This is a genomic window from Micromonospora sp. NPDC051543 (assembly GCF_044454415.1).
Taxonomy (GTDB): Bacteria; Actinomycetota; Actinomycetes; order Mycobacteriales; family Micromonosporaceae; genus Micromonospora.
The window spans coordinates 37,368-57,889 of sequence record NZ_JBITDT010000025.1 but is presented as its reverse complement, the minus strand read 5'-3'; the positions used below and the strand labels follow the sequence as shown (position 1 = coordinate 57,889).

Genomic DNA, 20,522 nt, shown 5'->3' with positions numbered 1-20,522 from the left:
TGCGGTCTCTCCTCGTGGGGTCAGGCACGCTGCGGCGCGGACGCCGCCTCTGCCTCGGCGCCGGTGTCGGCCCCGCGTTCGGTGACGGTGGTGGTGGACGGCGACGTGCGCGCGGACGCCTCGACATTGGGCCCCGAGGCCGCAGCCGGCGCTGGCGTGGCGGGGGCCGCCGGGCCCGCCGTGGCCGCTCCCGATGCCGGGGTACGGCGGGTCGGGCGCAGGAAGAGCAGCAGGACGGGTACGGCGTACCCGATCCAGGCGATGGTCTCGAGCACGGTGGGCGCGGGCGTCACGTTGAACATGCCGGCCAGCAGCGCCGCGTACCAGGTGCTCGGGTCGAGCACGGCGGTGATGTCGAACGCCAGGTCGCCGAGGCCGGGCAGGACACCGGCCTCCTGGAAGTCGTGTACGCCGTACTTGAGGATGCCGGCCGCGACCAGGATCAGCAGCGCGCCGGTCCAGGTGAAGAACTTGCTGAGGTTGATCTTGAGGGCGCTGGCGTAGAGCAGCACGCCGAGGACCACGGCGGTCACGATGCCGCCGATGAGCGCGAGCAGCGGCCCGCTGTCCCCGGCCGCGCCCTGAGCCGCGGAGTAGAAGATCAGTGCGGTCTCCAGGCCCTCGCGGATCACGGCGAGGAAGGCCATCCCGGCGACGGCCAGCGACCCGACGGCGAGCGCCTCGGTCAGCTTGCCGCGGAGTTCACCCGCGATGGTGCGGGCTGCCTTGCGCATCCAGAAGATCATCCAGGTGACGAACACCACGGCGGCGACGGAGGTGATCGCCTCGAACAGCTCGCGATCCTCGGAGCGCGCCAGCAGCGAGGTCGAGGTGTACTCGATGAGCCAGCCGAACAGCACGGAGAGCGCGACGGCCAGGCCGACGCCCGCCCACACCTGGGGCAACCGGTCCCGGCGCTGCGACTTCACCAGGAAGGCGACCAGAATGCTGACCACCAGGGTCGCTTCCAGGCCCTCCCGCAGGCCGATCAGGTAGGTGGCGAACATCCCCGCTCCGTGTTCATTAGGCGTGCCTTCACTAACTTAGGGCAGCCATACCTTCCTCCTGTTCACAGACCTCGTCAAGTTGTTCATGGCAAGCTCACTCTCCCCGTGACCTGGCCTTCGACGACCGGCCGCATACCGTTCACCGTCCGACCGTGCGAGGATCCCCGTCGTGAAAGCCTTCCTGCCGTGGCTGGCGGTGCTAGCCGTGGTGCTGCTGCTCAGCGCGCTACGCCAGCGAGCCCTGGCCACCGTCGTGTCGCTGGGCTGGCTGGCCTGGTGCGCCTGGACCTGGCTACGCCCCACCCGCCGCCGCAACTAACCACCTCACCCCCGCGCCCCGCGCCCCGCGCCCCGCGCCCCGCGCCCCGCGCCCCGCGCCCCGCGCCCCGCGCCCAAGATCGTCACAGTTCCGGGGATGTTGCTGCGTCAGACGCGCGGGAGGCAGCAACATCCCCGAAGTTGCTGCCAACCCCGCCCCATCTGGCCCCCAGCCCGCGCGATCTTGCACTTTCTGTGGCGACATAGCGGGTCGAGAGGCGCAAATCCCCAACCGAAACTGCAAGATCGCGGAGGGAGCGGGGGGCGGGAGCGCGAGCGGGAGGTGTGGGCTCGGCGGGTGAAGGCGGCGGGAACGACGGAACCGGGCCGGCTGCTCGCAGCCGGCCCGGTTCAGCAAAGCGCGATCAGTAGCGGTAGTGGTCCGGCTTGAACGGGCCCTGCGGGGACACGCCCAGGTACGCGGCCTGCTCCTTGGTGAGGGTGCTCAGCTTCGCGCCCAGCGCACCGAGGTGCAGGCGGGCCACCTTCTCGTCCAGGTGCTTGGGCAGCACGTAGACGCCGACCGGGTACTCCTCGGTCTTGGTGAACAGCTCGATCTGGGCGATCGTCTGGTTGGCGAACGAGTTCGACATGACGAAGCTCGGGTGCCCGGTGGCGTTGCCCAGGTTCAGCAGACGCCCCTCGGAGAGCACGATGACGGCGTGCCCATCGGCGAAGCGCCACAGGTCGACCTGCGGCTTGATGTTGACCCGCTCGACGTCGGAGCGCTTGGCCAGGCCGGCCATGTCGATCTCGTTGTCGAAGTGGCCGATGTTGCCGACGATCGCCTGGTGCTTCATCCGGGCCATGTGCTCGTTGGTGATGACGTCGAAGCAGCCGGTGGCGGTGATGAAGATGTCCGCCTGCTCGACAACGTCGTCCAGGGTGGCGACCTGGTAGCCGTCCATCGCCGCCTGCAGGGCGCAGATCGGGTCGACCTCGGTCACCACGACCCGGGCGCCCTGACCGCGCAGCGACTCGGCGCAGCCCTTGCCCACGTCGCCGTAGCCCATGACCACGGCCATCTTGCCGCCGATCAGCACGTCGGTGGCCCGGTTGATGCCGTCGATCAGGGAGTGCCGGCAGCCGTACTTGTTGTCGAACTTGCTCTTGGTCACCGAGTCGTTGACGTTGATGGCCGGGAAGAGCAGCGTGCCGGCGCGGTGCATCTCGTAGAGGCGGTGCACGCCGGTGGTGGTCTCCTCGGTCACGCCCTTGATGCCGGCGGCGATCTGAGTCCAGCGTTGGCCGTCCTCGCCCAGCGAGCGGTGCAGCAGCTCGAGGATGACCGCGTACTCCTCGGAGTCGGCGGACTCGACCGGCGGCACGACGCCGGCCTTCTCGAACTCGGCGCCCTTGTGTACGAGCAGGGTGGCGTCACCGCCGTCGTCGAGGATCATGTTGGGGCCCTGGCCGTCCGGCCAGAGGAGCACCTGCTCGGTGCACCACCAGTACTCGGGCAGCGTCTCGCCCTTCCAGGCGTACACCGGAACGCCGGCGGGGGCGTCGGGGGTGCCGTCCGGGCCGACGACGATCGCGGCGGCGGCGTGGTCCTGGGTGGAGAAGATGTTGCAGGACGCCCAGCGGACCTGTGCGCCGAGGGCGACCAGCGTCTCGATCAGGACGGCGGTCTGGATGGTCATGTGCAGCGAGCCGGTGATCCGCGCGCCGGCGAGCGGCTGCGCCTCGGCGAACTCCCGCCGGATCGCCATCAGGCCGGGCATCTCGTGCTCGGCGAGCTGGATCTCCTTACGCCCGAACTCGGCGAGCGACAGATCCGCCACCTTGAAGTCGCCCTCGGCGAGCGTGCTCGGCCGGGCCTCGGACGGCGTACCGCTGGCGGCCGCCGGGAGGGTGCTGGTCATGAAAGCTCCTGTCGAACGATGTCTGCGCCGATCCTCCACCTTACGCGCGCCAGCGACGTCCGCCCGGGGACGGGCGGCGGACAGCGCACGGGGCGGTCGGTGGTGGACAGATCCGCTGCCCACCTCCGCCCGCCCCGCGCATCCCCCCGGTTTGGTTCCCCGCACGTTGTCGGACCGTCGTCGCGATAACGCTGCGTACTCATAGAGTCACACTCAGGCAAAGCCGAGTCAAGCTATTCCGGGAAAGTCGGACTTGTGGCGAGTCAGCGTAGGCCCGACGTCGCCACGTACGCCTCGCCGTCGCCGCTGATCCGCAGCGGCTCGCCGGCCGCCGTGCCGATCGCCGCCTCGCCGGACACCAGCGTCAGAGAGCCCGCCCCGTCGTCGACCGTCACCGACCCCGCGCCGCAGAGCACCACCCGGGGACCGGGCAGAGCCAGCGTGGCCTCCGGCACGTCCGCGCCGACCCGCACCCGGTGCAACGCGAAGTCGTCCACCGGCACCGCCCAGCAGTCCACCCCCGGGGCGACGTGCCGGGCGGCGCGCACCGGATCGTCGAGCACCTCGAAGCGCAGCACCCGTACCAACTCGTCCACGTCGACCCGCTTCGGCGTGAAACCGCCGCGCAGCACGTTGTCGCTGGCCGCCATGATCTCGACGCCACAGCCGCTCAGGTACGCGTGCAGGTTGCCCGCCGGCATCCAGATCGCCTCGCCCGGCACCAGCCGCACATGGTGCAGCAGCAGCGCCACCAGCACGCCCGGGTCGCCCGGATAGGCCTTCGCCAGCCGGCGGGCCAACTCGGCGTCCGGGCCGTCGGCCGCCGACGCCAGGACGGCCCGCAGCAGCCCGTCGCGCTCCACGACCGGCCAGCCGAGCAGCGTCCCCACCGCCGTGCGCAGGCCCGTCGGCCCGGTGCGCAGCGCGTCGACCACGGGCCCCAACTCGGGTACGCCGAACGCGGCGAGCGCCTCGGCCGACTCCACCGGATCGCGGAAGCCGCACAGCGCCTCGAACGGGGTGAGCGCGACCAACAACTCCGGCTTGTGGTGCGGGTCGGTGTAGTTGCGCTCCTCGGGAGGAAGACCCGCCTCGGCGGCGAACCCCGCCCGGGCCTGCTCGGCATCCGGATGGGCCTGCAGGCTCAGCGGCGAGTCGGCAGCGAGGACCTTGAGCAGGAACGGGAGCCGGCTGCCGAACCGGCCGGCCACCCGTTGGCCCAGCCACTGCCCCGGCTCGTCGCGTACCAGGTCACAGAGGCTCACCCGGGCTCCGGCCCGCTCCACGCTGGCCGGGGCGCCCGGGTGGGCGCCCAACCACAGCTCCGCCTCCGGGCCGGGGCTGGGCACCGGTCGCCCCTGCAACAGCGCGATGGCGGAGCGGGACCCCCAGGCGTAGTCCCGGATCGGTCCGTACAGCGGTTCCACCGTCTCAGACCCCGGGCCGTCCGACCGCCTCGCCCGCGGTCTCCTCCGGCTGCGGTACGGCGGTGTCGGCAGCGGCGCCGGTGCCGGCCTTGGCGGCGGCGGCGCTGTAGATGTCCGGCTCCAGGTAGATCACCCGGGCGATCGGCACGGCGGTACGGATGCGCGCCTCCACGGCGTTGATGCCGCGAGCCAGGGCCTCGGCGCTCTCGCAGGACGGTACGCCGATCTTCGCGGCCACCATCAGCTCTTCCGGGCCCAGGTAGAGCGTCTTCATGTGGATGATCCGCTCCACCTCGGGGCCCTCGGTGATGGCCCGCTCGATGGCCGCCAGGTCCTGCTGTTCGGCACCCTCACCGAGGAGCAGGCTCTTGGTCTCGATGGCCAGCACGATGGCGATGACCACCAGCAGGACGCCGATCATCGCGGTGCCGGCGGCGTCCCACCGACCGTCGCCGGTGGCCAGCGTCATGCCGACGCCGAACAGCGCGAAGACCAGACCGACCAGGGCGCCGAAGTCCTCCAGCAGCACCACCGGCAGCTCCGGCGCCTTGGCCCGCCGGATGAAACGCACCCAGGACTGCTTGCCCCGGATGTGGTTGGACTCCTTGATCGCCGTCCGGAAGGAGAACGACTCCATGGCGATCGCCGCCAGCAGCACCGCCACCGGAAGCCACTGCCACTCGGTGATGCCCTCCGCGTGCGACCACTTGTGGTACGCCTCGTAGAGCGCGAACAGTCCACCGATGCTGAACAGCACGATCGACACGATGAACGCGTAGATGTAGCGCTCCCGGCCGTACCCGAACGGGTGTTCCGGCGTGGCCGCGCGCTTCGCCCGCTTGCCACCGAGCAGCAGCAGACCCTGGTTGCCGGAGTCGGCCACCGAGTGGACCGCCTCGGCCAGCATCGACGAGGACCCGGAGAGCAGGAACGCGATGAACTTGGTGACGGCGATGCCGACATTGGCCAGCAGGGCGGCGACGATCGCCTTCGTCCCGCCGTTCGCGCTCACGCCGCCACTCCGTTTCGGGTCGTGGTGACGTTCGTGCCGCGCCGCCCCCTGCTTTCGTTCACTGGTTCGACAGCTCCTTCATCTCGGTGATGGCCGGTACGGCCATCGGGTCCAACCCGTGTGCCAGAGCAAGATAGATCGAGGCGAAGTCCGGTACGGCGATCAGCGAGGCGAGCCGCTCCAGAGCCGAACCGCCCTCGGCGGTCACCACGTCGCACCGCACGCCACGGCGCTCGGCGAGGGTCTGCACCGCGTCCGCGCGGCGCTCCTCGACGGCGAGCGGCTCGTCCGTGTCCTCGTCGGCGTTGAGCCCGCCGTCGCGCAGCAGCACCAGCCGCAGCCGGGTGCCCTCCCCGTCGTCCTCCGACGGGTCGGCGAAGATGTCCCGCTCCCCCTCGGCAAGGCCGCCGAAGACGCCGTCCAGCAGCCCGACCCGCCCCCGCCCGGCCTCGCCCAGCGCGCCGGTGACCACCGGGTAGCGGGCGTTCGCGGACAGGGTGTCGCCGAACCGGCGGGCCGCCACGGTCGCCAGCGGCGACGAGCCCCACACGATCGGGATCGAGCCGGCCAGGCCCAGCGCCAGCGACTTGGCCGGGTTGACGAACGACTCGGCGGCGGACCGGCAGCGGTCGGCGTCGGCGTCGAGCCGGGCCGCCGTCTCCGCCAGGTCCGCCTCGTTGACCTTCACCAGCCCGAGCGACCGCGCCGCCAGTAGGACCGGCACGGTGAGCGCCCAGAGGCTGGCCCGGGCCGGCGCCCGTCGGGGCACCGGGATGAACGGCGCCCGGGCCCGCTCTGCCACCGACTGCAACTGCGAGTCCGGTGCGCCCACCGCGACCAGTCGAGCGCCGCGCCGGTGCGCGGCCTCGGCGGCGCCGAGCGCCTCCGGGCTGCGGCCCGACGCGCTCACCGCGATCACCACGTCGGCGGCGCCCACCCAACCGGGTACGCCCGCGCTGCGGTGCCCGATGATCGGGACCGGGCAGCGCGGGCCGGCGACCGTGGCCAGCACGTCCCCGGTACGCCCGGCCGTGCCGATGCCGGCGATCACCACGGCCCGGGGCCGCCCGTCGTCGGCGAGCACCGCGAGGTTCGCCTCGGCGGCCAGCGCCGCGCTCTCGCGTACCTGGGCGCCACCCGAGGCGGTGTGCCGCAGCATGTCGCCCGGGTCGTGCTCGGCCAGCGCGTTCGGGTTGTCGAGCAGGGCTTCGTCGGCGTCGCGCCGACCGCTGACCCCGGCCGTACCGTCGATCATGACTGCTGCCCGGGGCCGCCACGCGCCTCGTCGAGGAGCAGCACCGGCACATCGTCGCGGACCTCGAAGATCCGACCGCACTCCGTGCAGGTCAACGTCTGCGCCTCCGCGTCGTAGGTCAGCGGGGCGTGGTGCGTGTCCGGGCAGGCGAGAATCTCGAGCAACTGCGGATCCAGGGCCATGGCACGGCTCCTTCCACGAGTGCGGGTCACCGACGGCGGTGCCGACCGGCGCAGGCGATCTTATCGGCGAACGCGGTCGAGCACCTCGTCCCGGAGCGAGACCATCCGCTCGCGGGTGGGCGCCTCGACGTTGAGCCGCAGCAGCGGCTCGGTGTTGGAGGCACGCAGGTTGAACCACGCGCCGTCTTCGAAGCGCAGCGTCAGCCCGTCCATCTCGTCGGTCGTCGCGTCCGGGTACGCGGCCCGCACGTCGGCCACCGCCGCGGCCTGGTCGGCGACCGTCGAGTTGATCTCGCCGGAGGCGACGTAGCGCTCGTACTCGCCGGCCAGCACGGACAGCGGCAGCGACTGCTCGCCCAGGGCGGCCAGCGTGTGCATCGCGGCGAGCATGCCGGTGTCGGCGAACCAGAAGTCCCGGAAGTAGTAGTGGGCGGAGTGCTCCCCGCCGAAGACGGCGTTGGTGCGGGCCATCTCCGCCTTGATGAAGGAGTGCCCGACCCGGGCCACCACCGGCTCCCCGCCGTGCTCACGGATGATCTCCGCGACCGCGCTGGAGGTGATCAGACCGTGGATCACCGTGGAGCCCGGGTGCTTGGCCAGCTCCCGCGCCGCGACCAGCGCGGTGATCGCCGACGGCGAGACCGGCTCGCCGCGCTCGTCGACCACGAAGCACCGGTCGGCGTCGCCGTCGAAGGCCAGGCCGATGTCGGCGCCGTGCTCGACCACGGCGCGCTGGAGGTCCACCAGGTTCGCCGGGTCCAGCGGGTTCGCCTCGTGGTTGGGGAAGCTGCCGTCCAGCTCGAAGTAGAGCGGCACGATCTCCAGCGGCAGGGCCGACAGGGCGGCCTCGCCGAGCACGGTGGGGACGGTGTAGCCACCCATCCCGTTGCCGGCGTCGACCACCACCTTCAGCGGCCGGATGCCGGAGAGGTCGACGAGCTTGCGCAGGTACGCGGCGTAGTCGGGGAGCAGGTCGCGCCGCTCGGCCGGCCGGGTCGGCTCGCCCGCCGGGCGGGACGCCCCCGAGTCCAGCAACGCCTGCGCCCGGTCACGGATCTCCGCCAAGCCGCTGTCCTGGCCGATCGGCCGGGCACCGGAGCGGCACATCTTGATGCCGTTGTACTGCGCCGGGTTGTGACTGGCCGTGAACATCGCCCCGGGCAGGCCGAGCGAGCCGGAGGCGAAGTAGAGCAGGTCGGTGGAGGCGAGCCCGATCTCGATCACCGAGCGCCCCTCGGCCCGTACCCCGGCGGCGAAGGCGGCCGCCAGGCCGGGCGAGCTGGCCCGCATGTCGTACCCGACGACGACGGCGTCACCGGGCTCGTCAGTGGCGTTGAGCAGCTGGGTGAAGGCGGCCCCGAGCGCCTCGGCGACCCGTTCGTCCCACTGGTCCGGCACCGTCCCTCGGACGTCGTACGCCTTCACGATCTGGGACAGATCAGACACTAGTTCCGCTCCTTGGCCGCAGGTTTCCAACGAACCTGAGCGTATCGGAGCGACCGGGCCGCGCCCCGCTCAGCCGGGGAGCCGGGGCATGAACACGGTGTGGTCGCCGCCGTCCGGGTCGTCCGGCCGGGGCCGAGCACCCGGATCGCCGGGGGCACCCGGCAAGACCTGCGTGGCGTCCGGCATGACCTGAGTGGCGTCCGGCGGGGTCGTGGTGGGTCGTGCCCCGTAGACGCCGCCGGGGGCGGGTCGCGGGACGGGTACCGCCGGCGGCTGCTGGCCGTACACCGGGCCGGGGTGGCCGGGCACGGCCGGCGACCCACCACCGGCGCGGTAGGTGGTCCCACCGGGGTTGCCCGGCAGCGGGCCGGGCTCGTCGGTCGGCGTGCGGTCCTGCCGGGACCGGCGGACCAGCAGCACGATCAACAGCACACCCACCGCCACCATCGCGATGCCGAAGAACATGATCAACGAACCACCACCACCGGACTTGGCGGCCACCGCCGTCGTCGAGGGTGCGACGGAGGCCGGGCCCAGTGCGGCCGGGTCCACCACCTCGCCCGCCGTCGCGACCTCGGTCGGGGTCGGCGTCGGGGTCGGGGTCGGCTTCTTCGACGGCGTCGGCGTGGGCGACGGGGAGAGCCGCCCGGCGACCTTGGCCGTGTCGCTGCCCTGCCCCAACTGCTGACCGGCGGCGGTGAGACCCACACCGGTCACGGAGAGCCGACCCCCCGCCGTACCGGCGGCGAACGCCACCCGGTACCGCACGGTGATGCCCTTGCCCTTGCACAACGTCGGCTTGGCCGGCGAGGTCTGCGCGGTCGTCACGTTGCCACCACCGCCGGACACGCCCACCGGGAACCAGCGTCCGCCCGCGTTGACCTGGACCGCCACCTGATCCGGCGCAAGACCCTCAAGGCTCAGACCCAGAGCCGTACGCAGCAGGACGCATCCCTCGGAGCGCTTGCGCACCGCGACGTTCACTCCCTGAGGGGAACCTCCGGCGGCGAAGCTGCTGGCCGCACCCACACGGACCGAGTCTTCGTCGGCCAGCGCGGGTGACGCACCGAGCATCACCAGGCCGACCAACAGACCGCAGACCGTCGCGAGCCGTGCGGCACGTCGACGCAGCGTCATGATCACCTCACCGTTCCTCCCCGGGTGGGGTCCGCCGGACAGGCTACTACCGGGCCACTCCCACCACCGGTCATAGAGCGGTCGGTATGTGTGCGGCGTTACGGTCTACGACCCGTGTCCGGCCTGGGCGAGAGCGTCGCGGCAGAGCCGGTCGGCGGTGCGCGTCGTCTCGGGAAGGCGATAACGCGGAGTCAACGCGAGCACCCGGGCGGTGGCGTTCTCCAGACTCACCCGGTGCCCGACGCTCACGAAGACCGGCTTGACCCCGTCCCGGGTACGCAGCACCCGGCCGAGCACCTCACTCCCGTCGCGCAGCGCCGACCAGGCGCCCCGCTCGGCGGCCGGGGCTTCCCACTCGCCGACCAGCGACGTCTTGCCCACTCCGATCGCGGGCAGGCCGGTGACCACCCCGAGGTGACAGGCCAGCCCGAACCGGCGCGGATGCGCCACCCCGTGCCCGTCACAGACGAGCAGGTCCGGGACGGTCTTCAACGCGTCCAGGGCGGCGAGCAGAGCCGGCGCCTCGCGGAAGGCGAACAACCCCGGCACGTAGTCGAACGCGGGCCGGCCGACGCTGACCGCCGAATCCACCACGGTCAGCGTCCGAGCATCCAGCACGGTCACGGCCGCCGCGAGGAGGTCACCGCTCTCGGCGTACGCCACGTCCAGGCCGGCCACCGTCTCCGGCGCGAGCGGGCCGGGCCCGACCAGGTCGACCAGCGGCCGCAACTCCTCCTGTACGGCCACCGCCTCCGCGACCGAACGCGGAGTCCGGGTCAGCGCCGCCCTTGATCCACTCGATTTCGGCGATGTCGCGGCATCCCGCGCCCCGGACACCCCGATATCGGCGATGTCGAGTCGATCACGGCTTCCCATCAGCGCCGTCGTCGACCCGCTTCCGGGTAGCACCGAACGCGACACCGACGACGACCGCCATGGCGACACCGAACGCCACCCCTCCCTTCGGGCCGAACGAAGGGATACCGATGGCCAGGCCGAACAGGAGGCCGACCGCCCACGCCCAGAAACCGGAGCTGCTGCTGCCCGTAGTGGATCTCGCCATGGAGCGATGTTAATAAACACGGTCAACCGCCGTTCGGCGCTATGGAGAGGGCTGAGCCGCGCACCGGTGGACCCACACTGTGATCAGGCGAGCTTCAGCTCGTCGCGGGCCTCGTCGATCCACCGGACGATGCCGTACGCGCCGCTGCCGGTGGCCAGTGACGTGGCCTCGTCGAGCAGGTCACGGGCGGCGTCCCGGTCACCGTCGCTCGCCGCCAGGTCCGCCAGACCGATCAGATTCGCCGCGACACCCGGCGTGAAGGACAATTTCCGGCGCAACCGCGTCGACTCCTCCAGCAACTCCCGCGCCGCCTCGACCCGACCGGCGGCCTGCTCGCCGAAGCAGAGGTGCCGCAGCACGTACGAGAGGGTCAGCTCGTCCCCCGCCTCCGTCGCCAGCTCCCGCGCCCGCGCGAAGGCCGGATCGGCGGCGGCCTGGTCCTGCCGGATCACCTGGTGGACCGTGCCCACCCAGAACAGCGCCTCACCCTCGCCACGGGCGTCGCCCACCTCGCGGTAGAGCTGCGCCGCCCGCTCGAAGAGCGACAGCTCGGCCGCATCCTCCACGCCGGTTTCGAGGAAACGGGCGTGCAACAGCCGCCCACGAGCCAGGGCCGTGTCCGCCTCCACCGCGACGAGATCCCGCTCGGCCTCGTCCAACGACGTCCCGTCACCGCCGAAGACCGCCTGCTCGTAGCGCTCCCGCGCCCGCGTCAACCGGACGTCGAACCCCTCGGCCATCACTGACCCACCCTTCCGTCGATACGCTCGCGTAGGAAATCGGCGTGGCCATTGTGCCGCGCGTACTCCTCGATCATGTGCACCAGAAGCCTGCGCAGCACGATGACATTGCCGTCGCGTTGCCGCCCCTGCACGTCGAGATCCGCAGCCTCGCTGACGAACTGCTCCGAGAACGCCACTTCTGAACGCCAGGCCCGGTACGCCTCGTCGACCACCGCCGGATCCGCGACCGCGCCGTCGAAGTCGCCGTCCGGATCGTCGTCCGAGCAGTACCTGTGGGGCGCCGCCTGGCCGGCCATCGTCCTGCGGAACCAGCCGCGCTCCACCTCGGCCAGGTGACGGATCAACCCGAGCAGCGACATCGTCGACGGTGGCACCGACCGCCGGGCCAACTGCTCGGCGTTCAGGCCGTCGCACTTCAACTCGAAGGTGAGGCGTTGGTCGCGCAAATACTCGACGAGAACGGCCCGCTCGTCGGCGAAGTTACCGTCCGAGCGTGGGTCGTCGTCCGGATGGACGAACAGGTACGACCAACCGAAGGTCCGCGTGGGTTCGCCGCCGGGGGTCGCGGCCTCGGCGCGTGCATCAGCCATACGGCGACTCTCGTCGATACCCGTCGACCTCGGCAACCGGAAACCCGCTGGGCAGCACTCTCCCGTGTAGGCCCACGCTGAGCGCGACGATCCCCAACTAGCGGGCAGCCAGATCGGGATCCGCACCCGGATGGCCGGCCGCACGGAGTTGCTCCTCGAACATCACGAAGGTTCGCTGTCGAATCCCCCGGATCAGATCCTGCTCGCGTGGCGTCAGGTGCCGCCCCTCAGCGGTTGCCAGGTCCTCAATCGATCGCACCGTCTCGTACAGCGCGAAGATCGGTCCGTCGCCCTCCAGGTAGTAGGCCCGGAACGCCTCTACCTCCTGAACGAAGTCCGCCTCGGAACGGCGAAAGATGTCACCGCCGACCGCAAGCATGATCTCGGCGAAGAGGCTGGGCTTGGCGTGCCATCCCCCCGTGTCTATGGACACTCGCCAGACCTGGGCACCACCATCGGGTGTCTCCACGATCTTCACCGGTGCCTGGTGATACAAGTAGTACGCGGGAAGCGCCGTGACGGGCTTCTCGGTCATCCAGACTCCTCAAAGGTCGACAGCAAGGCCTGCCAGAACAGCTGCTGCTCGCGAAAGCGGATGCCCTCTATGATCTCCCGCTCGCGTAGCGTCAGGGTGCGCCCCTCGACGCGGGCCAGCGCTTCGATGTCACGGCGAACCTCGTAAAGCACATGTTCCCAAACGGCCACGGCATCGAGCGCGGCCAGGTGCAGCCGAAATTCGCCCAGGTGTCCATTCCGTGTCCGGAGTACGAGTTGTACATCCCGGTAGCCGCTGCTCATTGGTGCAATGAAACGGTCTTCAAAGCCGACAATCACGATGCCCGGGCTCTCCTTGATCCGAGCAAGCGCAGCATAAAGGTCATCGAGAGAGCTGAACTCAACCTTCGCGGCCGCTAGATCCAGCAGCGTCGACGCGTCGCCTTGCCGGCCGTTCACCTTGTCCTCGGCTCGCCGTCGATCCTTGGGTTGGGAACGCCAACCTGGGTTACCCACAGCACGACCGTCGACAACAGACAGCGCCGTGGCGAGCTGATTCAGGTCAGCCTGGGCATCGACTGCCGCCGTGTACAGAGCGTTGAGATAGCTACGTCGGTAGCTGGGATCGCCGATCCGACGCCTGTCGAAGCCTGGTTGGGCAACAGGCCCCCGCCGCGTCTGCAAGCTGGCGCTGGTCCGCAACTGATCGGCGGTGAGAGGTGTGGGTTCCGGTTGGGGCAATGTTGGAACCGGCTCCGCGCCCACTCCTGCGGCTTCCCGCGCGTCGATGTCGTCGAGTACGTCTGCGAGGGCGTCGATGGCCTGTTGGTGGCTCGCCAGGTGGTGCAGCGTCAGCGGTCGGGCCGTCAGTGAGGCCGCCAACTCGGGGGTGCCCAGAATCATCCGCGCCAGATCCGGCGCCTGTGCCAGTTGCTGCGCCAGGCGCACGGCCAACTTCGGCTCGTTCGGGGGCGGCTCTCGCAGGGCGGTGTCCAGCATGTCGCGGACGCGGGTGTCGGCGAACAGCCTCGACACGTCCTGGGCGGCCGCGTCGTCGAGGCTGGACACCAGCCGCCGGAGGGTCGGCGGATCCACCGCACGCGCGAAGTCGGCGGGACTCAACCCGGCCGCAAAGACCTCGTCCAGACTGCCGGCCTGCGCGAGCAACCGGGTCGGAGGCTGACTGACGCGAGCGTCGGACGGCGGGCCGTCCGGTACCGAGCCGGGGCCGTCCAGCAGCAGGTACATGCGGTTGACGTACGGGTCGCCGTGGCCGCCGTCGTCGTACCCGGGTGGGCGGGTCGGCAGGTCGGGGCGTTCACTGAACCGGCCCCGGGGCAGTCCGCCCAGCGGCATCGGCCGGCCGTCTCCGCCCAGTACGAGCGCGTCGATGCCGACCACGTCGGGATAGAGCGGATCGTCGCGGACGAGGCCGGTCTGCGGGTCGACGTAGAGGACGGTGCCGTTCTGGTTGAGTGCCACCCAGGCGTGCGAGCCGCCACCGGCCCACTCGGTGATCAGGAACGCGTAGCTGCCGTGGCCGCCCAGCAGCAGTTGGTCGCGCAGATTGGCATACCCCTGCCGGGCCTGCGCCGGGTCCGACGGCTGACCGGGAGTGAGTACGCGTTGGAAGCGTCCGCCGGTGGTGTCCTCCACCCGGCCGGGGCCACCCGCCTCACCACGGATCGGGCGTCGGATGTCACCGTCGAGGTAACCGTCGAAGGTGCGCGGCGCGGACACCCGCGGTCGGCCGTGCACCCAGGTCTCGAACAGCGACAGGGTGCAGTCCAGGCAGTTGATGCCACGGGTGGCGTCGGCCTGGGGACCGCCGTCGTTCAGGAGGCGGAACCAGCCGCCCCGGCGCGGATCGGCGGTACGTCTGACGGTGCCGTCGCGTTCGCGCGGCATCTGTCGTTCGACGTCGACCTGGTGCAGCGCGAGTGGTGGCCGAAGCCCGCCCGGCTGCCCGTACGGGCGGGAGTCGTCGATCGGCGGGGGGACGTCGTCGCCGGTGAGTCGGGACGGGCCGCTGGTCTCCACCGCGCCGAGCGCGAGAGCGCCCACGTCGCTGTTGGCGTGCGCGAAGGCCCCGTCGGCCAGGTCGACGACCGGCGGCGCCGTGATGCCCGCCAGTACGTCGTTGGCGAGGTCACGCCAGTGGGCGTACGCGCGTGTCTCGTCGTTCGCCGCCCGCTGCCAGCCGTCGGCCCACTGCCGGTGGCCGGTCTGGTGCAACTGTCGGGCGTAGTTGGCGTACTCGACTGCCCTGCGGTCGTGCTCCGCCGCCCGCGCCCGCAGGCGGGTGGCCTCGGCCTGCCGGCGGTTGTTCTCGAAGCCGATCCGCTGTGCCTCGAAGTGGCCCTGGTAGCGCCGTCGCTCGGCGGCCTCCGCCTGGGCCAGCCACTGGGCGGCGTACCAGTCGTCGGCGTCGGTCGCGGACTCCACCGGGTCGCCGAACGCGACCACGTCGACGGACGCCGACGCGCGACCGCCGGTCCTCTGCCGGGGTACGCGGGCTGGCGCGATCGACTCCCGCGTCGCGGTCCGCTCGGGTGCGGAGTGGCGGCCAGCCGGCGCGGCGACCGCGCTCCCGTCCACCGGGGTCACGGCTGCGCCGAGCCTGCCGTCGGGTGACGCGCCGACCGTCGGCCCGGTGGGCGTGACCGGAGACGCCAGCGGGGGCGCGATGGCCGGGGCAGGGCCGGCGGACGCGAGCGGCGTCGAGGGCCCGGCACTGCTCGCCGCCGCCGAACCGACCGGAGGCACCGCCCCCACGGCCGACACCGGCCCGGTCGTCGAGGTCACGGGAGTCGAGGGGGACGCGAGCGCCGAAGGCAGCGGACCCGATGACGGCCCGGCCCCTGTGGGCGGGGAAGCCGTCGAGGTCACCGGACCCGGCGACGACACGGCCGCGGCGGCCCCGGGCAGACCGGTCGACGAGGGTACGGGGCCGCTGACGCCCGGGGCGACGCCGGCCGGCTCGATCGCCGGGGCGACGCCGACCCCTGGCCCGCCGGACGGGTCGACGACACCGGCGACGGGCGCGGTGACCCCCGAGAGCGTGGGCGCGGCCGCGACGGCGGGATGTCCCGGTTCCGCAACGGCCGGGAGCCCGACATCTTCCCCAACCTCCCGCAGTGCTGGACTCGCGCCGTGCTCGCCGGCGGGCGGGCCCGGGTCGCCGGCTGCTGCCGGCACGGACGTACCGGCGACGTCCGCGCCCACCGCTCCGACGCCATCCCCCGTCGACACCGACGAAGACGACACCAGCCCCGACGCGGCCAGCCCGGACGACGCGGGCGTGGACGTCGCGAGTTCCGGTGGTGGGGGCGGGATCGGAAGCGACGGGCCGGCGAGGGACGCTCCGGCCAGAGCATCGGCCTGTGCGCGGAGCCGTGCCTGCAGAGCGTGGTCGGTCTGGGCGGTCGTCGAGCCGGTGACGCCGGACGCGGCGGCGCGTACCACATCGTCGACCGAGGCCAGGCCCTGCCCGGTGGCGACGCTGGCGGCGCTCTCGGCGAGCATCTCGCCGGTCATCTCCCGACCCAGGTGCTCGCCGATCCGTGCCGCGCGGCCGGTCGCGTGGCGGCCCAGGCCAGCCAGCGGCGCGACCGCACCACCGGCGAGCCCACCGACCGCCGAGGCGCCCAGGTCGGTCAGGTCGACGCCGTGTGCCCGGCCCGTCGAGTTCTGGTACGCCTGCGTGGCGAGGCTGATCCCGGACTCCTCGGCCGCCTCCTCCAACCCTTCCCGGGTGGCGCGCTTGGCGAGCCCACGTACGCCGCCCTTGGCGACCTCCTTGGCCGCGCGCTCGCCGGCCTCCTTGAGCCCGCGCCGCAGAGCCTTGCTGGCCAGTTGCCCCATGAGGCGTTTGAAGATCTGCTGGATGAGCAGCCGGGTCGCGGTGACGGCCGCGCCGGCCGCCGGAGACGCCGCCCCGGCGGTGAGCAGCGCCGCCACCGCCACCGAGATCAGTTCGACGACCAGGATCCCCAGCTCGATCCAGACTTCGATCTTGGCACCCTCGATGTCGCAGCCGCACTCCTCGACCAGGCGGCCCAGATCGGCGGTGACCGCGAGCAGCACCGGCAGGGGTGCGTCGTCGCCCTCGGCGATGCCTCGCCAGGCCGCCTCGAACGCTGCGTCGACAGCTCCCACGCCGCCGTATCCGCTGCGTACCTCGGTGGCGGCCGCCGCGGCGTCGGCGTGCGGGCCGGCGAGGACGGAGGCGACCGCGTACCACCGGTCCGCGACGTCCCAGACGGCCCGTTCGTCGCCCTCCGGCCACTGCACGCCGATGGCCCAGTCGAGGGCCTCGTAGATCCAGCCCGGTACGTCCCAGGGCGCGTAGTCGAGTGGGTGTGGGATCGGGCTGGGCAGCACGCTCATCCGGATCGCCCCGCCGTCAGCGCTGGTCGGCGGCCCGGTCGAGCCGGGCGGCGCTGCTCTGGTCGGTCTGCACGCTGGCATCGACCGCGCTGACCACGTCGACACCCAGCTCGGTGAGCCGCTGACCGACGCCCGCCCACGCGCGCAGCACGGTCTGCTCGATGCCGCGGTAGCTCCGCTCGAACGCCGCGCCGATGTCGTCGCGCCCCCACGGGCGGGCGCCGCTGGCGGCCTCGATCTCGCCGCCCTCCGCCGCGCGACGGGCCGTCACTGCCTCGCCGGACAGGGCCAGATCGGCGCCGCCACGCCGCGCACGGGAGGCGTCCAGCCAGAGCTGCCCGTCGGTCATGCCGACCCCTCGCGGCGGCCGAGCAACGCGTCGGCGCGGCCGAGCAACGCGCCGAAGTCACCGGTACGCAGGAAATCCGCCGAGCCGGAGCCGGCCGGCATGGTCTCGGCGACCAGGGCCTGGGTGGCCTGGGTGGCGGCGGCCACGGCGGCCCGGATCGTCTCGGTGACCTTCCGGCTCAGCGCCTCGGCGTCCCGGGCCCGGTAGGCGGCCGGCGTCAGGACGACCTCGATGACCTGGCCCTGCGCGTCGACCGTCGCCGTGACGTGCCCATCGGATGAGCGGTGGGTCACCCGTAGCTCGGCGAGCCGTGCCGTAAGAATGTCCAAACCAGACCTGAGCTGCTGGTACTGGCCGTACACGTCGTCGAATCGGGCTCGTAGCTCGCGATTGGCGTCCCGGTCCACGCGTTCGCTCACCGCCGCTCCTCCCGTCACCGTCGGTATCCAGGACCATACCGGCCGCCATCGATCCGTGTAGTCCGGTAGTTTCGATGTGTGATCGACCGTCAGCAGGCCGAGCAGCTCGCGTCCGCCTGGGCTCGGCGCGATTCACAGCGCGTCGGCCACGAGTGCACCCCGGTGGTCGACGAGTTCGACCTGGGCTTCGTCGTCACCTCGATCGTGTCGAGCGGAGCACGGGCGATCCCCGGCGACCTGCCGACGACCGTCATCGACAAGCGCACCGGAAAGGTCACCACCTGGCCCCGGGTGCCGGCCACGGTGGTGGCGGACCTGTACCGGCGTAGTCAGCCCAGCGGGCCGACCGCGCCGCGCACGATCGACGCGTCGAGCCTGCTGATCCGGGAGATCCACCGGGGTCCGACGCCGAACACGGTGGCGCACCTGACCCTCGACGGTCGCATCTGGACGGCCCAGGGCACGAGGGGCCCCGCGACCCTGAACCACCATCCGCTCGTGCGCGCCTACCTGGACGAGAGGCCGCCGGGCGAGCTGGTACGCGGCGTCGAGTGTCACGCCGAGCTGATCGTGGTCTCCGACGTGCTGCACGAGTACGACCACCGGCGGGCCGCCGAGGGCATCGAGCCGATGGGTCGGGCCGAGGCGGCGGCCCTGCTGGACGCCGCCCGGTTCGAGATCTTCCGGATCCGTGAGCCGGGTGACCCGGCCGGCGGCGTCGCCGAACTGCCGTGCGACTCGTGCATCACGTTCCTGGTACGCGCCAACGTCCTACCGGAGGCGGCGCGGGCCTACACCGAGACGTGGCGGGCACCGGCCGCGCCCGATCCCGACCCGGGACGCTTTGCGCCCGAGGTGGCGAACGCGCTGGTGGCGGCGGGCTGGCGTCCGCACATCGGCGACCAGATCATGGCGGCGGCTGGGGTACGGGACGTCACCGCCGTGCCCGGCAGGACGCACCGACACGAGGCCTTCCCCGCCGCCGTGGAGGCGTTGACGGCGTTCCCGAGCCTGGTGGGCGCCCGGCGCGGCCCGGGCGAACAGGTGTGGATCTCCCGCTTCGACATCCGTCCGCACATGATCGCGCACACCGCCGACACGCTCGCCGACTTCGGCGCGGTGCTCGGCGTGCGGCTCTTTCCGATCGGCACCGAGCAGCAGGACAGTATCCTCGCCGTCGACGAGCGGGGCCGGGTCTTCGCCCTCGACCAGGCCGGCGACTGGTTCCTCGGCGAGAGCGTCGACGCGGCGCTCACCACGTTGCTGCTCGGCCGCGCCCCCGCCCGGGTGCGCGACGACGGCACCTGGGCCTAGAGCGTGAGCCCGGTCAGCACCATCACACGCGATTCGGTGTAGTCGTCCATCGCGCTGCGCAGCCCTTCCCGGCCGACGCCGCTGCCCTTCACCCCGCCGTACGGCATCTGGTCCGCCCGGTACGACGGCACGTCGCCGACGATCACGCCGCCCACCTCGAGGACTCGCGCGGCGGCGAAGGCCACGTCCAGTCGCCGGGTGAACACGCCCGCCTGCAACCCGTACGCCGAATCGTTGACGGCGGCGAACGCGGCCTGGTCGTCAGCGACCGGGGTGACCACCAGCACCGGCCCGAACACCTCCTCGGCGACGACCTTGGCGTCCGCCGGCACGCCGGTGAGGACGGTCGGGGGGTACGTCGCGCCGTTGCGTACGCCGCCCACCTCGACCGTCGCGCCGGCCTCGACCGCCTCGGACACCCACGCCTCGACCCGGCGGGCCGCGTCCTCGGACACCATCGGGCCGACGTCGGTCAGCTCCGACGTGGGGTCGCCGGTGCGCAGCGCGCGTACCGCCGCCACCAGCCGGGGCAGGAAGTCGGCGTACCGCGCGTGGTGCACGTACACCCGCTGCACGGCGATGCACGACTGGCCGGCCTGGTAGTTGGCGAAGGTGGCGATGCGCTGTGCGGCGAAGTCCAGGTCGTCGGGGGACGTCCAGTCCGCGCAGAGCACCGCCGCCGCGTTGCCGCCCAGTTCCAGCGTCACGTGCTTCTCCGGTACCTGCCGCCGGATGGCCGCCCCGACGGGCCCGGACCCGGTGAACGACACGACCGGCAGCCTCGGGTCGGCGACCAGTTCGGCGGCGCGGTCGTTGGGCAGCGGCAGCACCGAGAACATGCCGGCCGGGAGGTCCGTCTCGGCCAGCAGTTCGCCGAGCAGCAGCGCGGACAGCGGCGTCGCCGGGGCCGGCTTGACGATGATCGGCGCGCCGACCGCGATGGCCGGGGCGACCTTGTGCGCGACCAGGTTGAGCGGGAAGTTGAACGGCGCGATGCCGAGCACCGGCCCCCGGGGCGCCCGTCGGACCAGGGCGATCCGGCCGGTAGCGGCCGGATCGGTGTCGAGCCGTTGCAGCTCCCCCGAGAAGCGTCGGGCCTCCTCGGCGGCCCACCGGAAGGTGGAGACCGCCCGTCCGACCTCGGCGCGCGCCCACTTCACGGGCTTGCCGTTCTCGGCGGTGATCAGTGCCGCGACCTCGTCGGCACGCTCGGCGAGCCGCCGGGACACGTGGTCCAGGGCCGCCGCGCGGGCGTGCGCGGGCAGGGCCGCGGCCTGCGCGGCCACCCCGGCCGCTGCCGCGACAGCGGCCTCGACCTGGTCGCCGGTGGCAAAGGTGGTACGCCCCACCGCGCGACCGTCGTACGGGTGGTGGACGGTCAACTCGCCCGTGCCGGAGGCGGGACGGGAGGCGACGAAGAAGGGTGCGGGCTCCACGTCGTGCAGCGTAGACGAGACAGCAGTCGACGGAAACAGTCGCCGCAGCCCTTGTCTGCTGCGGATTCAGTAGCG

19 protein-coding genes are annotated in these 20,522 nt (G+C 72.1%); 2 read left to right on the top strand and 17 right to left on the bottom strand.

The features are described 5' to 3' along the window. Positions 1-20 precede the first annotated feature (20 nt). Positions 21-1,007, bottom strand: coding sequence for an iron uptake transporter permease EfeU (gene efeU, locus ACIA3K_RS30220; RefSeq protein WP_396805051.1), 987 nt, complete (start codon positions 1,005-1,007; stop codon positions 21-23). A gap of 169 nt (positions 1,008-1,176) precedes the next feature. On the opposite strand from efeU, the gene ACIA3K_RS30215 reads away from it, so the two are divergent. Then, the gene (locus tag ACIA3K_RS30215) at positions 1,177-1,326 is read left to right on the top strand and encodes a hypothetical protein (protein WP_396805049.1); all 150 of its coding nucleotides are present in this window, start codon (positions 1,177-1,179) and stop codon (positions 1,324-1,326) included. A gap of 364 nt (positions 1,327-1,690) precedes the next feature. Here ACIA3K_RS30215 and ahcY read toward each other — a convergent pair whose 3' ends face one another. The 15 genes from ahcY to ACIA3K_RS30140 all read right to left on the bottom strand — a co-directional run bounded on the left by ahcY (position 1,691) and on the right by ACIA3K_RS30140 (position 17,697). Further along, positions 1,691-3,190, bottom strand: a complete 1,500-nt coding sequence (gene ahcY / locus ACIA3K_RS30210; RefSeq protein ID WP_396805047.1) for an adenosylhomocysteinase — start codon at positions 3,188-3,190, stop codon at positions 1,691-1,693. 263 nt (positions 3,191-3,453) lie between these two features. Then, positions 3,454-4,617 carry a mannose-6-phosphate isomerase, class I gene (manA, locus tag ACIA3K_RS30205; protein WP_396805045.1) on the bottom strand — a complete coding sequence of 388 codons (1,164 nt, stop codon included), beginning with the start codon at positions 4,615-4,617 and terminating at the stop codon, positions 3,454-3,456. 4 nt (positions 4,618-4,621) lie between these two features. Then, a complete protein-coding gene (locus ACIA3K_RS30200) occupies positions 4,622-5,629 on the bottom strand; it encodes a cation diffusion facilitator family transporter (RefSeq protein WP_396805043.1) in 1,008 nt (335 codons plus the stop codon). A 58-nt stretch (positions 5,630-5,687) separates the two neighbouring features. After that, positions 5,688-6,884, bottom strand: a complete 1,197-nt coding sequence (locus ACIA3K_RS30195; protein ID WP_396805041.1) for an SIS domain-containing protein — start codon at positions 6,882-6,884, stop codon at positions 5,688-5,690. After that, positions 6,881-7,066, bottom strand: coding sequence for a Trm112 family protein (locus tag ACIA3K_RS30190; RefSeq protein WP_007455824.1), 186 nt, complete (start codon positions 7,064-7,066; stop codon positions 6,881-6,883). The genes ACIA3K_RS30195 and ACIA3K_RS30190 overlap by 4 nt, the downstream gene beginning before the upstream one ends. A 60-nt stretch (positions 7,067-7,126) precedes the next feature. Then, the gene (locus ACIA3K_RS30185; protein ID WP_396805039.1) at positions 7,127-8,512 is read right to left on the bottom strand and encodes a phosphomannomutase/phosphoglucomutase; all 1,386 of its coding nucleotides are present in this window, start codon (positions 8,510-8,512) and stop codon (positions 7,127-7,129) included. 69 nt (positions 8,513-8,581) lie between these two features. Then, a complete protein-coding gene (locus tag ACIA3K_RS30180; RefSeq protein WP_396805037.1) occupies positions 8,582-9,649 on the bottom strand; it encodes a hypothetical protein in 1,068 nt (355 codons plus the stop codon). Between the two features lie 105 nt (positions 9,650-9,754). Then, on the bottom strand, positions 9,755-10,396 hold the full coding sequence (nfi, locus tag ACIA3K_RS30175; RefSeq protein ID WP_396805035.1) for a deoxyribonuclease V: 642 nt from the start codon (positions 10,394-10,396) through the stop codon (positions 9,755-9,757). 115 nt (positions 10,397-10,511) lie between these two features. After that, positions 10,512-10,712 carry a hypothetical protein gene (locus ACIA3K_RS30170; RefSeq protein ID WP_396805034.1) on the bottom strand — a complete coding sequence of 67 codons (201 nt, stop codon included), beginning with the start codon at positions 10,710-10,712 and terminating at the stop codon, positions 10,512-10,514. Between the two features lie 83 nt (positions 10,713-10,795). Beyond that, on the bottom strand, positions 10,796-11,452 hold the full coding sequence (locus tag ACIA3K_RS30165; protein WP_396805032.1) for a tetratricopeptide repeat protein: 657 nt from the start codon (positions 11,450-11,452) through the stop codon (positions 10,796-10,798). Continuing rightward, complete coding sequence (locus ACIA3K_RS30160; protein ID WP_396805030.1) at positions 11,452-12,045, bottom strand: DinB family protein; 594 nt, start codon at positions 12,043-12,045, stop codon at positions 11,452-11,454. Before ACIA3K_RS30160 ends, ACIA3K_RS30165 begins: the two co-directional genes overlap by 1 nt. A gap of 97 nt (positions 12,046-12,142) precedes the next feature. Continuing rightward, positions 12,143-12,580 carry a hypothetical protein gene (locus tag ACIA3K_RS30155; RefSeq protein WP_396805028.1) on the bottom strand — a complete coding sequence of 146 codons (438 nt, stop codon included), beginning with the start codon at positions 12,578-12,580 and terminating at the stop codon, positions 12,143-12,145. After that, a complete protein-coding gene (locus ACIA3K_RS30150) occupies positions 12,577-16,929 on the bottom strand; it encodes a toxin glutamine deamidase domain-containing protein (RefSeq protein WP_396805026.1) in 4,353 nt (1,450 codons plus the stop codon). Before ACIA3K_RS30150 ends, ACIA3K_RS30155 begins: the two co-directional genes overlap by 4 nt. A 16-nt stretch (positions 16,930-16,945) precedes the next feature. Then, positions 16,946-17,278, bottom strand: coding sequence for a hypothetical protein (locus ACIA3K_RS30145; RefSeq protein WP_357129907.1), 333 nt, complete (start codon positions 17,276-17,278; stop codon positions 16,946-16,948). Continuing rightward, the gene (locus ACIA3K_RS30140) at positions 17,275-17,697 is read right to left on the bottom strand and encodes a YbaB/EbfC family nucleoid-associated protein (protein ID WP_396805024.1); all 423 of its coding nucleotides are present in this window, start codon (positions 17,695-17,697) and stop codon (positions 17,275-17,277) included. The genes ACIA3K_RS30145 and ACIA3K_RS30140 overlap by 4 nt, the downstream gene beginning before the upstream one ends. A gap of 78 nt (positions 17,698-17,775) precedes the next feature. Here ACIA3K_RS30140 and ACIA3K_RS30135 point away from each other — a divergent pair, with 78 nt between their 5' ends. Continuing rightward, entirely contained in the window at positions 17,776-19,011 is a 1,236-nt protein-coding gene (locus ACIA3K_RS30135; protein ID WP_396805022.1) for an SUKH-3 domain-containing protein, read from the top strand. Here ACIA3K_RS30135 and ACIA3K_RS30130 read toward each other — a convergent pair. Beyond that, positions 19,008-20,447, bottom strand: a complete 1,440-nt coding sequence (locus ACIA3K_RS30130; RefSeq protein WP_396805020.1) for an aldehyde dehydrogenase family protein — start codon at positions 20,445-20,447, stop codon at positions 19,008-19,010. The two genes, ACIA3K_RS30135 and ACIA3K_RS30130, sit on opposite strands and share 4 nt — an antisense overlap. Positions 20,448-20,522: the final 75 nt, after the last annotated feature.

Excerpts from the sequence above, each read along its gene's own strand:
- ACIA3K_RS30190 (WP_007455824.1), bottom strand. The coding sequence starts at position 7,066 with ATGGCCCTGGATCCGCAGTTGCTCGAGATTCTCGCCTGCCCGGACACG.
- efeU (WP_396805051.1), bottom strand. The coding sequence starts at position 1,007 with ATGTTCGCCACCTACCTGATCGGCCTGCGGGAGGGCCTGGAAGCGACC.
- ACIA3K_RS30165 (WP_396805032.1), bottom strand. The coding sequence starts at position 11,452 with ATGGCCGAGGGGTTCGACGTCCGGTTGACGCGGGCGCGGGAGCGCTAC.
- ACIA3K_RS30150 (WP_396805026.1), bottom strand. The coding sequence starts at position 16,929 with ATGAGCGTGCTGCCCAGCCCGATCCCACACCCACTCGACTACGCGCCC.
- ahcY (WP_396805047.1), bottom strand. The coding sequence starts at position 3,190 with ATGACCAGCACCCTCCCGGCGGCCGCCAGCGGTACGCCGTCCGAGGCC.
- ACIA3K_RS30170 (WP_396805034.1), bottom strand. The coding sequence starts at position 10,712 with ATGGCGAGATCCACTACGGGCAGCAGCAGCTCCGGTTTCTGGGCGTGG.
- ACIA3K_RS30160 (WP_396805030.1), bottom strand. The coding sequence starts at position 12,045 with ATGGCTGATGCACGCGCCGAGGCCGCGACCCCCGGCGGCGAACCCACG.
- ACIA3K_RS30145 (WP_357129907.1), bottom strand. The coding sequence starts at position 17,278 with ATGACCGACGGGCAGCTCTGGCTGGACGCCTCCCGTGCGCGGCGTGGC.
- ACIA3K_RS30155 (WP_396805028.1), bottom strand. The coding sequence starts at position 12,580 with ATGACCGAGAAGCCCGTCACGGCGCTTCCCGCGTACTACTTGTATCAC.
- ACIA3K_RS30195 (WP_396805041.1), bottom strand. The coding sequence starts at position 6,884 with ATGATCGACGGTACGGCCGGGGTCAGCGGTCGGCGCGACGCCGACGAA.
- ACIA3K_RS30180 (WP_396805037.1), bottom strand. The coding sequence starts at position 9,649 with ATGACGCTGCGTCGACGTGCCGCACGGCTCGCGACGGTCTGCGGTCTG.